This is a genomic window from Micromonospora sp. LA-10, assembly GCF_051853095.1.
GTDB classification, from domain to species: domain Bacteria; phylum Actinomycetota; class Actinomycetes; order Mycobacteriales; family Micromonosporaceae; genus Micromonospora; species Micromonospora echinospora_A.
Genome location: NZ_CP195710.1, coordinates 4,870,765 through 4,884,602 on the forward strand (window position 1 = coordinate 4,870,765; position 13,838 = coordinate 4,884,602).

Annotated in this window: 10 protein-coding genes and 1 pseudogene; 6 read left to right on the top strand and 5 right to left on the bottom strand. The window is 71.9% G+C overall.

Annotated elements, in window-relative coordinates; translation table 11 throughout:
* Window positions 1–28: 28 nt before the first annotated feature.
* Complete coding sequence (gene meaB, locus ACSDG8_RS23005; protein WP_247678428.1) at window positions 29–964, top strand: methylmalonyl Co-A mutase-associated GTPase MeaB; 936 nt, start codon at window positions 29–31, stop codon at window positions 962–964.
* Window positions 965–997: 33 nt separating this feature from the next.
* Here the strand turns inward: meaB and ACSDG8_RS23010 are convergent, their stop codons facing one another.
* The gene (locus ACSDG8_RS23010; RefSeq protein WP_210893879.1) at window positions 998–1,642 is read right to left on the bottom strand and encodes a TetR/AcrR family transcriptional regulator; all 645 of its coding nucleotides are present in this window, start codon (window positions 1,640–1,642) and stop codon (window positions 998–1,000) included.
* Between the two features lie 146 nt (window positions 1,643–1,788).
* Here ACSDG8_RS23010 and ACSDG8_RS23015 point away from each other — a divergent pair, with 146 nt between their 5' ends.
* Complete coding sequence (locus tag ACSDG8_RS23015; RefSeq protein ID WP_439427238.1) at window positions 1,789–3,927, top strand: ABC transporter permease; 2,139 nt, start codon at window positions 1,789–1,791, stop codon at window positions 3,925–3,927.
* Between the two features lie 91 nt (window positions 3,928–4,018).
* Window positions 4,019–4,423: an Asp23/Gls24 family envelope stress response protein gene (locus tag ACSDG8_RS23020; protein ID WP_091422729.1), complete on the top strand. Its 405-nt coding sequence runs from the start codon at window positions 4,019–4,021 to the stop codon at window positions 4,421–4,423.
* Window positions 4,424–4,694: 271 nt separating this feature from the next.
* On the opposite strand, the pseudogene ACSDG8_RS23025 reads toward ACSDG8_RS23020, so the two are convergent.
* Window positions 4,695–4,946, bottom strand: a pseudogene (locus ACSDG8_RS23025) (GntR family transcriptional regulator); the annotation flags it as partial.
* Window positions 4,947–5,131: 185 nt separating this feature from the next.
* Here ACSDG8_RS23025 and ACSDG8_RS23030 point away from each other — a divergent pair.
* Window positions 5,132–5,848, top strand: coding sequence for a FadR/GntR family transcriptional regulator (locus ACSDG8_RS23030; RefSeq protein ID WP_307856233.1), 717 nt, complete (start codon window positions 5,132–5,134; stop codon window positions 5,846–5,848).
* A gap of 191 nt (window positions 5,849–6,039) precedes the next feature.
* On the top strand, window positions 6,040–7,494 hold the full coding sequence (locus ACSDG8_RS23035) for a P1 family peptidase (protein WP_210893886.1): 1,455 nt from the start codon (window positions 6,040–6,042) through the stop codon (window positions 7,492–7,494).
* A 933-nt stretch (window positions 7,495–8,427) separates the two neighbouring features.
* Here the strand turns inward: ACSDG8_RS23035 and ACSDG8_RS23040 are convergent.
* The 3 genes from ACSDG8_RS23040 to ACSDG8_RS23050 form a co-directional block, all read right to left on the bottom strand.
* A complete protein-coding gene (locus tag ACSDG8_RS23040) occupies window positions 8,428–9,948 on the bottom strand; it encodes an ABC transporter substrate-binding protein (RefSeq protein ID WP_210893888.1) in 1,521 nt (506 codons plus the stop codon).
* A 124-nt stretch (window positions 9,949–10,072) separates the two neighbouring features.
* A complete protein-coding gene (locus tag ACSDG8_RS23045) occupies window positions 10,073–11,029 on the bottom strand; it encodes a formylglycine-generating enzyme family protein (RefSeq protein ID WP_210893890.1) in 957 nt (318 codons plus the stop codon).
* 7 nt (window positions 11,030–11,036) lie between these two features.
* Window positions 11,037–12,125, bottom strand: coding sequence for a 3-isopropylmalate dehydrogenase (locus ACSDG8_RS23050; RefSeq protein WP_210893892.1), 1,089 nt, complete (start codon window positions 12,123–12,125; stop codon window positions 11,037–11,039).
* 186 nt (window positions 12,126–12,311) lie between these two features.
* Here ACSDG8_RS23050 and ACSDG8_RS23055 point away from each other — a divergent pair, with 186 nt between their 5' ends.
* A complete protein-coding gene (locus ACSDG8_RS23055; RefSeq protein WP_210893894.1) occupies window positions 12,312–13,838 on the top strand; it encodes a PLP-dependent aminotransferase family protein in 1,527 nt (508 codons plus the stop codon).

Consider the following 13,838-nt stretch of genomic DNA (forward strand, 5'->3'; position numbering starts at 1 on the left):
CCCGGTGCGCCGCAGCCGGGACGTACCCATGCTTGTCGAGCGGGCCCGCGCGGGCGACCCCCGCGCGGTGGCCCGGCTGATCACCCTGGTCGAGTCCGGTGACGAGGTGCTGCCGCAGGTCGCGGCGGCGCTCGCGCCGTACGCGGGGCAGGCGCAGGTCGTCGGCCTGACCGGCTCGCCCGGGGTGGGCAAGTCGACCACCACGAACGAGCTGGTCCGGGCGCTTCGGGCGCGCGGTCACCGGGTCGGCGTGCTGGCGATCGACCCGTCCAGCCCGTTCACCGGCGGGGCCATCCTCGGCGACCGGGTCCGGATGCAGGACCACGCCACCGACCCGGGCGTCTACATCCGCTCGATGTCCAGCCGGGGCCACCTGGGCGGGCTCTCCGCCGCCACGCCGCAGGCGGTGCGGGTGCTGGAGGGCGCGGGCTGCGACGTGGTGCTTGTCGAGACCGTCGGCGTCGGGCAGGCCGAGGTGGAGGTGGCCTCGCTGGCCGACACCACGCTGGTGCTGCTCGCGCCGGGCATGGGTGACGCGATCCAGGCCGTAAAGGCCGGCATCCTGGAGATCGCCGACGTCTTCGTGGTCAACAAGGCCGACCGGGACGGCGCCGACGCCACGGTCCGCGACATCCAGGGCATGATCGCGCTCGGCGAGCGCGGCCCGGGGGAGTGGCGTCCGCAGGTGGTGCGCTCGATCGCCGCGCGCGCCGAGGGCATCGACGACATCGCCGCCGCGATCGACAAGCACCGCGACTGGCTGGAGCGCCACGGCGAGCTGCGCCGCCGCCGGGAGACGCGGGCCGCCGCCGAGATCGAGGCGATCGCGCTGGGCGTCCTGCGCGCGCGGATCGGTTCGCTGCGCGACGGTACGCAGCTCCCGACGCTCGCCGCCAAGGTCGCCGAGGGCGCCCTGGACCCGTACGCCGCAGCCGAGGACCTGCTCGCGCAGCTCGGCTCCTGAGGCCGCGGCCGGCCGGGTCACCCGGTCGGCCTCTCAGAGTTGCGCGTCGGTGAGCGGGTTGGCGACTCCGGGCCGGCTGACCGGGGCCGCCAGCATGCCGGCGATGGCGTCGGCGAGGAAGTCGCCGACGGCCAGCCAGCGCGGGTCCTGCCCGTCCTGTTCGGCGCGCGCCTCGACTTCGGCGGTGGCGGTCATGACGATCCGGGCGATGAGCGCCGCCCGGCCGGCCACCACCCCGCGGTCGAGGTGCGCCAGGTGTGACGCCAATGACGCGCGGGCCGGCAGATCGACGAAGTCCGACTCGAACGCCTCGCGCATCAGCCCGCGCAGCGTCGGGTCGTGCAGGGCCTGGGCGAGGAAGCGGGCCCGCCAACTCGGCCGGGGCAGGCTCGCGAGCACTGCCATGGACGGCTGCACGAGACTGCGTACGTCGCCGAGGACCGAGTCGGGCTGCTCGGGCATTGCCCGGCGGGGTTCGGCCAGGGCGTCCATGTGCCGGGCGACCAGGGCCCGGAGCAGGCCCTCCCGGCCCCCGAAGTAGTAGCGCACCGCGGAGTGGTTGGTGTTGCCCGCCACCTCGGCCACCCGGCGGTCGGAGACCTGGGCGATCCCCTCCTCGGCGAACAGGTGTTCGGCCGCGTCGAGCAGCGCGACGCGGGCTGCCTCCGACCGTGCCATGACCGCACCTCACCTTGTGGACCGCGCGACTGTGGCGCAGGCCAAACCTAGTCGTTTCGTGGTCCGGCGCCGGCGTCACCTACACTGCGTAAGTCAGTTGACTTACATTCTGGCTGCCGACGCGGCCGCGAACCCCCCTCCGGAGCATGCCTGTGCCGCCCACCACCGACCCGGCGACCGCCGAGCCGAACGCCGCCGACCGCAAGGAGCGGATCATCCGCTCGGTCGCCCTCTTCGTCATGCCGTTCCTCATGGTCACGATGATGTTCGCGACCTACATGGCGACGATGCACTCGCCACACCCCCGGCAGATGCCGGTGGCGGTGGTCGGCAGCGGCGCCAAGGCGCAGGGCGTCGTGGACGCACTCAACGCCACCCCGGGAGAGCCGGTCGAGGCCCGGCTGGTGACGTCCCGGGACGCCGCGGTCGAGCTGCTGCGGGACCGGGAGATCAGCGGCGCGCTGCAACTCCCGGCCGCCGGGTCGGCCCAAGCGACGATCTTCACGGCGTCGGCGGCCGGGGCCTCTGGCGCCGCCACCGCCCAGCAGATCCTCGCCCCGGTCGCGGTGCAGCAGCAGTGGACGGCCACGACCGAGGAGGTCGCGGCGCTGCCCGACGAGGACCGGGCCGGTATCGCCGTGCTGTTCGCCGCGATGGGCATGATGCTCGCCGGCTACGTGCCGCTGAGCCTGCTCCTGATGGCGACGCCGCACCTGCTGCGCCTGCGGCGGTTCGTCCCGCTGGTCGCCGGCTGGTCCGCGCTGACCAGCACGATCGTCTGGCTGATCCTCGGTCCGGTCGTCGGCGCGGTGGACGGCCACTACCTCACGTTCCTCGGCGTCGGCATGCTCGCCACCGCCGCCGTCGGTCTCGCCCAACTGCTCTTCACGAAGCTGATGGGGCCGCTGGCGGTCCTGCTCGGGATGCTGCTCTTCGTCGTGTTCGGCATGCCCGCGTCGAACCTGGCGCTGCCGGTCGACACGATGCCCGGCTTCTTCCAGTTCCTGCACGGCGTACTGCCCCTGCCGGCGGCCGGCGAGGCGCTGCGGTCGGCGCTCTACTTCGACGGGCGGGGCATCGGCGTCCACCTGCTGACGCTCGCCGCGTGGATCGTCGCCGCCGTGGTGCTCTGCCTGCTCAAGGAGCGCGGCGGGGCGCCCATCCCGCAGGCGCCGCAGGTCGACGGCCCGGACACGCCGCTGCCCGCGCTGGCCGGCGGGCCGCCGCGGTCCAAGCGGTTCCGGTACGCGACGGTGGCAGCGTTCCCGCTGAGCATCCTGGTCGTGGTGGTGGGCCTGATGAGCTTCTCCATGCACAAGCCGGAGCCCCACGACATTCCCGTAGCCGTGGTCGCCGCCGTCCCGGAGCAGGCCGAGCGGGCCGCCGCCGGGCTGCGGGCGGGCCTGAACGGCGTTGCCGACATCTCCGTGGCCGCGTCGGTGGACGAGGCCCGCGAACGCATCCTTGCGCGCGACCTGGTCGCCGCGTACGTGCTGCCGTCCACGCCCGGTGGCGAGGCCACGCTGTACTCGTCCTCGGCCGCCGGGTTCAGCCAGCACACCATGGTGCAGACCATGTTCCGGCAGGTCGCGGCCGGGCAGCAGATGCCACTGGCGGTCACCGACGTGTCGCCGCTGAGCGAGACCGACACGATGGGCAGCAACAGCCTGTACGTCGGCATGTCCTGGATCATGTCCGGCTTCCTGATGCTGGCAGTGCTCCGCGGCGGGGCGCCGCACATCCGGCGGCTGCGCCAGTTCCTGCCGATCCTCGGCGGCTGGGCGATCGGCATGTCCACCTGGCTGTGGCTGCTGTTCGACGTGATCATCGGCGCGGTCAACGGGCACGCCCTGGAGATGATCGCCTTCGGCGCGCTCACCATCTTCGCCGTGTCGCTGGTGACCGCCGTGTTCACCCGTACCTTCGGCCTTGCCGCGATCATCCCGATGATGGTGGTCCTGATGATGGCTGGTGTGCCCGCGTCCGGCGGCGGCCTGTCGGTCTACATGGTGCCGGAGTTCTTCCGGACGCTCCAGGACGTTCTGCCGCTGCCCGCCGCTGTGGACACGGCCCGGTCGCTCGTCTACTTCGGCGGGGTCGGCGTCGGGCGGAACCTTGCCGTCGTGGCGGTCTGGGCCGCGGTCGGCCTGCTGCTCAACCTCGGCGTCGACCGGTGGTTGCGGCGCCGCGAGCAGGCAGCGGGTGACGCCGGGCCGCACCCGGCGCCGGGCGCCCCCGGCGGGCTGGACGGGATCGGCGAGCTGGAGCCGGCCGGGGCGCGCTGAACCTGGTGGCCGTCCACTGCGGACCGCTTCCGCCTAGTACGCTCGCACCGCCCCACGCCGACGCGTGGGGCGGTGCGACGGGTGGGAGAGCATGGCTGACGAGGCGACCCAGGAACTTCAGGTGACGCCGGACGCGGTGGCGGGCGGGACCACGCACGTCTCCGACGAGGTGGTGGAGAAGATCGCGGTGGCCGCCGCCCGAGGGGTGCCCGGGGTGGCGGAGTTGGGCGGTGACGTGGCCCGGTTCTTCAACGCGGTGCTCGACCGGGTCGGACTTGACCAGGTCGGCGACGCCCGGCGGGGATGCACGGCCCACGTCACCAACGGCGCTGCCGTGATCAACCTGGTCCTCGTGATCGAGGCCGGCCACCCGGTTCCGCAGGTGACCGACGAGGTACGCATCGCTGTCGCGTCCGCCGTCGAGGCGTACGGCCTGCGGGTCGACGAGATCAACATCAAGGTCGACGACGTGGCGATGGGTACGCCCACCGCCTGACGCGCGCCGCCCGGCTCAGTCGTGCGCCGGGCGGGTCAGCTCCACCTCGTCGCCCGGCAGCAACTCCACGTCGCCCTCCGGGCCGTGGATCTCGAGCACCGGTACGCCCTCGTCCAGCAGCATGTTCCGGCGCTCGGCATCGGTAAGGCATCCGCGCGACGACTCTCGCACCCGCGGCCAGCTCCACCTGCCTGCGCTGCGGCGTCTCACGGACGACGGTGCCGTGACCGCGCCTCGTGCTGACCAGGCCCTCCGATCGCAGCAGCGAGATCGCCATGCGAACGGCGTCGCGGCCGATGCCGTATTCCTGCGAGAGGCGTGCCTCGCTGGCGAGGGTCGATCCGGCCGACATCTCGCCTGACTCGATCCGTTCGCGCAGCAGGTCGGCAAGCTGCACATAGACCGGCGTGTGCGAGCGCGGATCGATGGCCATGTCTTCAGCCTTGTGCCCTCGTGGGTACCTCAACTTATGGCCGTTCTGCGGATGGGCGACGGTCGGCGCTGCCTGCTGCGGGCCGACCATGATGGCCCGTGCGCCCGCCGGCTGCTTCGGTGACCCGCCGCCCGGCCTGCGCACTCGTCGTGGCGAGCGGGGTCCGACCGTCGGGCGGGCGGATGCACCGTACCGTTGTTCTGGGCGGCGCCGTGCCGCCGCTCGTCGGGAGGTACGCCATGCCGAAGGGTGTCTCGTTCGCTCCAGTGCGCACCGTGAGGGCGTACGAGGGCATCGTCCGGCAGGTCGAGGAGCGGATCGCCGCCGGCGATCTGCGGCCGGGGGACCGGCTCCCGAGTGAGCGCGAGCTGACGACGCAGTTCGACGTCAGCAGGTCCACCGTGCGTGAGGCGCTGCGCGTCCTGGAGAGCAGCGGGCTGATCCGGTCGCGCCCCGGTGATCCGCTCGGGCCGCAGGTGATCGCGTCGACCGCCTCGGCGATGCGCAAGCTGTTCGCCCGGGTCGTGGACAGCAAGCGGCTGGGCGTGGCGGAGCTGCTCCAGTTCCGGATGATCATCGAGTCGGCCGCCGGTTCCGTCGCGGCCCGGCTGGCGTCCCCGCCCGAGCTGGACGAGCTGGAGCAGGCGCTGGCGGGGATGAGGGACGCCATGGCCGACGGTTACGAGGCCTTCAGCGCCGCGGACGTCCGCTTCCACGAGCACGTCGCCCGTCTGTCGGGGAACGAGCTGCTCGTGCTCTGCCTCGACGCGGTCCGCAGCATGGTGCTCGACCTCATCTCCACGAAGCTCGCCGAGGCACCGGACCGTGAGGCGCTGATGGAGCGCACGCTCGCCCACCACCGTCGCGTCCTCGACGCGATGCGGGCCGGCGAGGCCGACGAGGTCGCCCGGCTGACCCGGGAGGAACTGCACCGCTACTACGCCGAGTACGTGCCGGAGCCCCGGCGCTCGATGGTGGACGTATTGCTCTGAAACAGCCCGATGTGGCCTGACCTCGGATGATGCAAGATCGGCCATTAACTGGGCAGCCCTTCCCTTCAACTGGTCTGACCAGTAGCCTCCCCCACATCACCGTCGTGTACACGGGGGACTCCGCAGTTGACCAATGCCGCGACCGTCCCAAGCTGGGCGGGAGTCGCAGTGCTTCGCATGGGAGAAGCTCCATGAAGTCGTCCAGATTTGCCGCGCTCGCCGCGGCTGCCCTGGTCTGTCCGGGACTCGTGCTCGTCAGCGGGTCGCCCGCGTCGGCCAATCCCGCCGCCGGCGCGCCAGGCGCCCACAACGCCATCACCGACGTTCCCGGAATCCAGGTCGGTCAGGTCCAGTCCGACATCGCCCCGTACCTGACCGGCACCTCGGTCGTGTACATGCCGCAGATGTCGGTGGCCAGCGTGGACCAGCGTGGCGGTGCCCCCGCCACCAAGGAGACCGACCTCCTCAGCCCGCTCAACTCGAACCCGGGCGTCAACGCGATTCAGCTCGGCGGCAGCAGCATGTACGGGCTGTCCGCCACCAACGGCATCATCCGCTGGCTGGAGGACCGCGGCGAGGGCGTACGTGTCGGCGCCGGCGGCGTGGCCCCGATCGTCCCGGCCGCGGACATCTTCGACCTCGGCCGCGGCGGTGACCCGAAGGCGCGTACCTCCGCCGAGTGGGGTTACCTCGCGGCTCAGGCCACTTCGGACGGTCCGGTCCGTCAGGGCGGCGTCGGTGGCGGCACCGGCGCCCGCGGCGGCGGCCTGCGCGGCGGCGTCGGCACCGCCAGCGTTCACCTCGGTGACGGCATCTACGTCGGCGCCATGGTGATCGTCAACCCGGCTGGCTCCCCGGTCGACCCGGCCGACTGCACGCTGTACGGCGTCAAGTACGGCATCGGCGACGAGTTCGCCGGCTACAAGGCTCCCAAGAAGAAGGAGTGCAACCCGCCGAGCACCGCCGCCCAGCAGCCGGCGAACACCACGATCGCCGTGGTCGCCACCAACGCGCCGCTGGAGAAGGCCGCCGCCCAGCGGATGTCCGGCAACGCGCACGACGGCATGGCCCGCGCGATCAGCCCGATCCACACCCTGGGCGACGGTGACACCGTCTTCGCCGTCTCCACTGGCAAGGGCGAGGCGCTGCAGATCAACGACCCGGCCGACACCCGTCAGCTGAACGCCATCTTCAACGCCGGCGCCAGCACGCTGGCCCGTGCCATCGCCAAGGCCGTCCTCTCGTCCGAGAGCATCGGCAACAGCACCAGCTACTGCGACCGCTACCCCTCGGCCTGCAAGGGCATGAAGCAGCTCAAGCAGTGGCGTACCCAGGGCAACGCCCCGACCGTGACCCCGGAGACCTTCGCCCAGGCGTCGCAGGCGCTGGCGCAGACCCCGGTCCCCGCGCCGGCCGCTGCCGACAACGGCAAGCCCAAGCCCAAGCCGAAGGCTGCTCCGGCCGGCAACACCACTCAGCAGGACTCGCAGAACGGCATGGTTCTCGCCTCCGGTAACGCCGGTGGCCCCAGCGTCCCGACCGGCGTGACCACGGGCCTGCTGGCCGCGGGCATCCTGGGCGTCGGCCTGCTGGGCATGCACCTGCGGGGTCGCCGCCGGGGGCAGGCTTCCGACCGGCTCGCCTGACACGCACCCTGTCTCACCGTCGCGCCGGTAGCTAGGCGCGCGTGAACGATCGAGGCGGGTTCCGTCCACCCTGGACGGAACCCGCCTCGCTGCGTGCGCTCCGCTTCTCGCCCCCAGTGGGCGGCCCACTGGGCCGGGTCCCGCGGCTGCCGCTGTCGTCGACGGGGGGCGCAATTCGGGTGCAGGGCTGATGAGAACCGTCCAGGCGCCGCCTGCGTGGCCCCTGCAGGTCGGGTGAGCCGGTATTTGCTGCTGCACCAGAGGCAGGCCCGCTTGACGCGGTCCTCCAAGTCGAGGAATTCGCGACTGCTGCCGCCCCAGAGGCGGCTCTGCCTTACTTGGTCCAGCAGGGGACTGCTGCCGCAGAGAGGCCGTCCTGGCCAGCCGGCGCGGTTTTCCACGCGGTGTCACGTGGCCGGACGTCGCGCCCGAGGGGAAAGTGCGACCTCGCCTGACGGGCGAGCTAATGCGCCGGCTGGCCCGGCACACCCGGTGCCACCGACCCGCACTCCGGCACCACGACGGCCGGCACCCAACCCGGGCAGCGCGAGCCGCTCCCGAGCCTCATCTGTCCACAGCGGCCGTCCGCACTCGCGTGATCTTGCACTTGGTGCCCCGGCGAAAGGGGCGGATCGCTCGCGCCGAGGGCCGCAACTGCAAGATCGCGGGGTCCAAGCTGGCCCGGTCCCGTCCCAGCCCAGCCCGGCCCCGCCGAGGCCAACCCGGTCCGGCTTAGTCCGGCCCAACCCCAGCCCGGCCCGTCCCTGCCCGAGCCGAGGGCGGTCTGACCCCGGAGGGCCGAGAGCGAGCCCGAGCCGAGGGCCTGAGCTCACGGCCGAGGCGCGGGCCACGACGCGGGGACCGAAGGGAGCATGAAGAAGGACCTGGTGGGCCGGGGCCCAACCAGGTCCTTCTGTGGTGCGTGGAGCGGGATTACTTCTTCGACACCTTGGTGACGTCGAACGACTGGGTCACCGCGTCCTTCGGGTAGCCCTCGACGCCGTCACGGATCACCGCCAGGTTCGGCAGCAGGAAGAGCCAGTCGCTGGCGGCCTCCTGCGAGATGACCTTCGCGGCCTCGGCGAACTTCTTGTCCCGGGTCGCCGCGTCCAGAGCCGTGTCGGCCTCGTTCATGAGCTGCGTGACGGCCGGGTTCTTGTAGCGGTAGTAGTACTCCGGCTGGCCGTAGCGGACCAGGTCACGGGGCTCGACGTGGGCGATGATCGACAGGTCGTAGTTGGCCTTGCCGAGCACCTTGTCGAGCCACTGCGGCATCTCGACGTTGTTCTGGGTCACCTTGATGCCGACCTCGGCGAGCTGCGAGGCGACGAACTGCGCCGACGCGCGGGCGTAGCCGGGCGGCGGGACGTCCATGGTCAGGGTGAGCCCGTTGGCGTGACCGGCGTCGGCGAGCAGCTGCTTGGCCTTGGCGGGGTCGTGCGGGAAGTCGCCGGTGCGGTCCTCGTACCACGGGTCGCTCGGCGGCACCATGCTGCCGATCTTCGTCCCGTACCCGGACCAGACGGTCTTGATGAGCGCGTCGTGGTCGATCGCGTGGCGGATGGCCTGGCGCACCCGGACGTCGGCCAGCGGGCCCTTGCCGTTGTTCATCGCCAGGACGACCTCACCGGTCGTCTTGCCCTCGACCACCTCGAACTGCTTGTTGCCCTTGAACACCTCGAGCAGCTGCGGCGCCTGGATGTTCGCCACGATGTCGAGCTGACCGGAGAGCATCGCGTTGTTCAGCGCGTTGGCGTCGGTGATGTACCGGAAGACGGCGGTGCCGACCTTCGCCTTGTCACCCCAGTAGCCGTCGTTGCGCACCAGGGTGATGCTGTCGCCCCGGTTCCACTTGTCGAACTTGAACGGGCCGGTGCCGTTCGGCTTCGTGCCGAGGTCGGTGGCGTTCTCCTTGAGCACCACGCCGACGCGGCCGGCGACGTCGAACAGCCAGCTCTGGCTCGGCCGCGACAGCGTCACCTCCACCGTGGAAGCGTCCGGCGCCTCGACGGTCTTCACGACCGTCATCTGCGACTTGAACGGGTTCGTCGAGCCCTCCGCGGTCACCCGCTTGAAGCTCCACATCACGTCCTGCGCGGTGAGCTTCTGGCCGTCGTGGAACGTCACGCCGTCGCGGAGCTTGAACGTGTACTTGGTGCCGTCGTCGGACATCTTCCATTCGCTGGCCAGCAGCGGCTCCACCTCACCGGTGTCCGCGTTCTGGCGCACCAGGCCCTCGTACACGTTGTAGAGCAGGACCTGCGGGATCGCGGCGCCGGCCTCGGCGGTCAGGTCGAGGCTCACCGGCTCGAGGTAGGCACCGAGGGTGACCGTACCGTTGCCGGAGCCGCCACCGCCGGTCGTGGTCTCGGAGTCACCATCGCTACTGCACGCGGTCAGAGCCAGCGCCGTGGCGAGCAGCACGGCGGGCAGCGTTATCTTCAGCCGATTCATTCGTGTGTCCCATCGCGAAGAACGCCAAGGGCGCTCGTAGCCTGTGAGGCGGGACACTAGGAGCGTGCTACGCGATGCAAAAGGGCCAGTTCAGCGGGGTCGGCAGGTACCAATCGGCGTCTGACTACCGTGCCACCCGGAATCCGGTGTTGCCACTTGAGGAGTCAACGGTGGTCCGACTCCGTGCGGCTACGCGGTAACGGTTGCAATAAGAGTCGTGGCAGAGGTACGAACCGCCCCGGATGACGCTCTCACCTGGTGAGATGTGTCCTCGGCGGTCGCGCCAGGGTTCGGCCGTGAGTTCCCAAACGTTGCCCGCGACGTCGTACAAGCCGTAGCCGTTCGGCGGAAACGCGGTCACCGGTGAGGTGCCCACGAATCCGTCGTCCGCGGTGTTGACAGCGGGGAAGGCGCCCTGCCAGATGTTGCACCGGTGGCGCCCGTCCGGAGTCAGCTCGTCGCCCCAGGCGAAGCGCGCCTGGGACAGCCCGCCGCGTGCCGCGTACTCCCATTCGGCCTCGGCCGGCAGCCGCGTCCCGGACCATGCGCAGTACGCCTCGGCGTCCCGATGGGAGACGTGGACGACCGGATGCCGCTCGCGTCCCGACAGGCCCGAGCCGGGCCCGTCCGGGGCCGCCCAGTGCGCGCCCTCGACCGCCAGCCACCAGGGCGCCCCCGGCACCGCGGCGTCGAGCACGTACGGGCGTGCCGACGGCGCCAGCAGCAGGTGGAAGACGAAGGACCAGCCGTACCGTTCCGCGTCGGTGCGGTAGCCGGTCGACTCGACGAAGCGGGCGAACTGCCGGTTCGTCACCGGCGTCGCGGCGATCTCGAACGGGGCCACCGTCACCGGGCGGACCGGCCCCTCCAGGTCCTCCGGGAAGCCCTCCGGATCGTCGGTGCCCATGAGGAAGTCGCCGCCGGGCAGCGCGATGAGGTCGTCCGTACCCCCCGAACGGACGGCGCTCGCACCCGGCGGCGCGCCGTTGCCGGCGGCGGCGGGCGGGCGTTTCGGCGCGCAACACGGCGACGGCGGGGTGAGATCCCCGCCGTCGTCCGGTCCAGCCGATTCGGTGCTCACATCCGCGTTACGCCCGCAGGGCGTCCGCCTGGTACGCGTCCTCGCTGATGGCGGCGGCGACGGCGTCCCCGAAGTCCTCCGTCGACATGCCCATCTCCGGCCCGCGCATGGCGCCCAGGCGCGGCAGCACCGCCTTCACCCCGTCCTCCAGGCTGCGCGCGGCCTCCGGGTGGCCCAGGTGCTCCAGCATCAGCGCGGCGCTGAGGATCGAGCCGGCGGGGTTGGCCCAGCCCCGGCCCGCGATGTCGGGCGCGGAGCCGTGCACCGGCTCGAACATGCTCGGCGCCGACCCGGTCGGGTTGAGGTTGCCGCTCGCGGCCAGGCCGAGACCGCCCTGCACGGCCGCGCCGAGGTCGGTGATGATGTCGCCGAACAGGTTGTCGGTGACCACCACGTCGAACCGCTCCGGCTGGGTGACCAGGTAGAGGCACATCGCGTCGACGTGCACGTAATCCACCGCGATCTCCGGGTACTCCGCCGCGACCTCCTCGAAGGTCCGCTGCCACAGGTCGCCGGCGAACGTGAGGATGTTCGCCTTGTGCACCAGGGTCACGTGCTTGCGGCGGGTCAGCGCCAGCCGGAAACCGTGCCGGATGAGGCGTTCGACCCCCTTGCGCGTGTTGACCGACTCCTGGGTGGCGATCTCGTCCGGGCTGCCCCGGTGGATGAAGCCGCCGGCGCCGACGTAGGCGCCCTCGGTGTTCTCCCGCAGGATCACCAGGTCGCACTGCTCGGGACGCAGCCCGCCGATGGGCGAGGGCACGCCGGGCAGCAACTTGACCGGCCGCAGGTTGACGTACTGGTCGAAGGCGGTCCGCAGGTGGATGACCAGGCCGCGTTCGAGCACGCCGGGTGGCACCGACGGGTCGCCGACGGCGCCGAAGAGAATGGCGTCCGCCTTGGCCAGCTCCCGCTCCACGTCCGGCGGCACGACCTGGCCGGTGATCCGCCAGTAGTCCGCGCCGAGTTCGTAGTCTTCCCACACCAGGTCGATCCCGAACCGTTGGGCGGCGGCGTCGCACGCCTTGACCGCCTGCGCGGTGACCTCCGGTCCGATGCCGTCGCCGGGCACCAGCGCGATTCGCTGGGCGCTCATTAGTCCACCCCTGTCCGCGTGCAGGAGACCGTCACCTGCCATCGCCCGGCCAAGACTGGCGGGATCGGGCCCTCCGCAACAGGTCCAGGTCTCCGGCTAGGCTGGTACCAGCGGGACGCGAATGATGTGCACAGGAGTGCGACGACGGGACGAGGCGAGATCCCCGCGAGAGGTGGGGAGGTCGAAATGGCGGATTTCCTGCTGCCGGTCAACCCGCAGAGCACGGTTCCGCTCTACGAGCAGATCATCACGGGGCTTGAGGACGCCATCCTCGCCGGGCAGTACGACGACGGCCCGCTGCCGAGCACCCGCCGTCTGGCCGAGGCGCTGGGCGTCTCCCGGAACACGGTCCTGACCGCGTACGACCGCCTCATGGAGCAGGGCCTGATCGCGACCGTCCCCCGGCGCGGCCTCTACGTCTCCTCCGAGGCGGTGGTCCGGATGCGGGCCGCGCGACGGGCCTCCCGCTCCCCGATGCGGCCCATCGACTGGGAGTCGCGGCTGCCCGAGCCGCCGCCCACCCCCGTGCACCGGGACCCGGCGTGGTCGCGGGCGCCGTTCCCGTTCGTCGTCGGCCAGCCGGACCCCGGCATGTTCCCCACCGGCGCGTGGGAACGGGCGCAGCGTGAGGCGCTGCGGCAGGACGGGTTGTCCCGGGTGATCGGGGACGCCGGCCAGGCCGACGACCCGCAGCTCGTCCGCCAGCTCTGTGAGCACGTGCTGCCCTCGCGTGGCATCTCGGCCGAGCCGAACCAGGTGATGATCACGCTGGGCTCGACGCACGCGCTGCACCTGCTGGCGAGCGTCCTGGTCCGGCCGGGCAGCGTCGTGCTGGTGGAGGACCCGGGCTACCCCGACGCGCGGACGATCATGCAGATGGCGGGCGCCGACGTGGTGCCCGGCCGGGTGGATGAGGACGGCCTCGTCGTGGAGGACCTGCCGGCCGACCTGCACGGCGCGGAGCTGGTGTACGTCACGCCGAGCCACCAGTACCCGACCGGCGCGACGATGTCGGCGTCGCGGCGTGAGGAGCTGCTGCGCCGGGCCGGCGCGGCGGACGCCGTGGTGATCGAGGACGACTACGACCCGGAGATGACGTTCCGGGGGATGCCCGCGGTGGCGGTGCGGGCGCTGGACGACGAGGACCGCGTCGTCTACCTCGGCAGCTTCAGCAAGCTGCTGGCGCCGGGCCTGCGGCTCGGCTACGTGGTGGCGTCCCCGGCGCTGGTGGAGGCCATGCGGGCCCGCTCCCGCTACGTGCTGCGCCACCCGCCCGGGCCCATGCAACGCGCCCTCGCCCGGATGATCGCCAGCCGGGACCTCGCCCGCCACGTGCGCCGCATCCGCGCCCACTACCAGGGGCTGTACGAGGAGATGGCGGGCGCGATCGAGCGGCACGTGCGCTGGGGGCCGCAGCCGGTGCCGCGCGGCGGCCTGGCCCGGTGGATCACCGGCCCGCCGGGGCTGGACGCCGGGCAGCTCGCCGTCGACCTGCGCCGCCAGGGCGTCCTGCTCGACCCCGGCGCGCCGTACTGGACGACCCGCCCCACCCCGCGTCACCACCTGCGGCTGGGGTACCAGGTGATGCCGCTGGACCGGATCGACGAGGGGGTCCGGCGGGTCGCCGCGGCCGTAGAAGACCAGGTCCGGCCACGACTGGTACCCCCACCGGCCCGGAAACTGGACGTTCCCCTCCGGGGTCGGAGTTCGTAA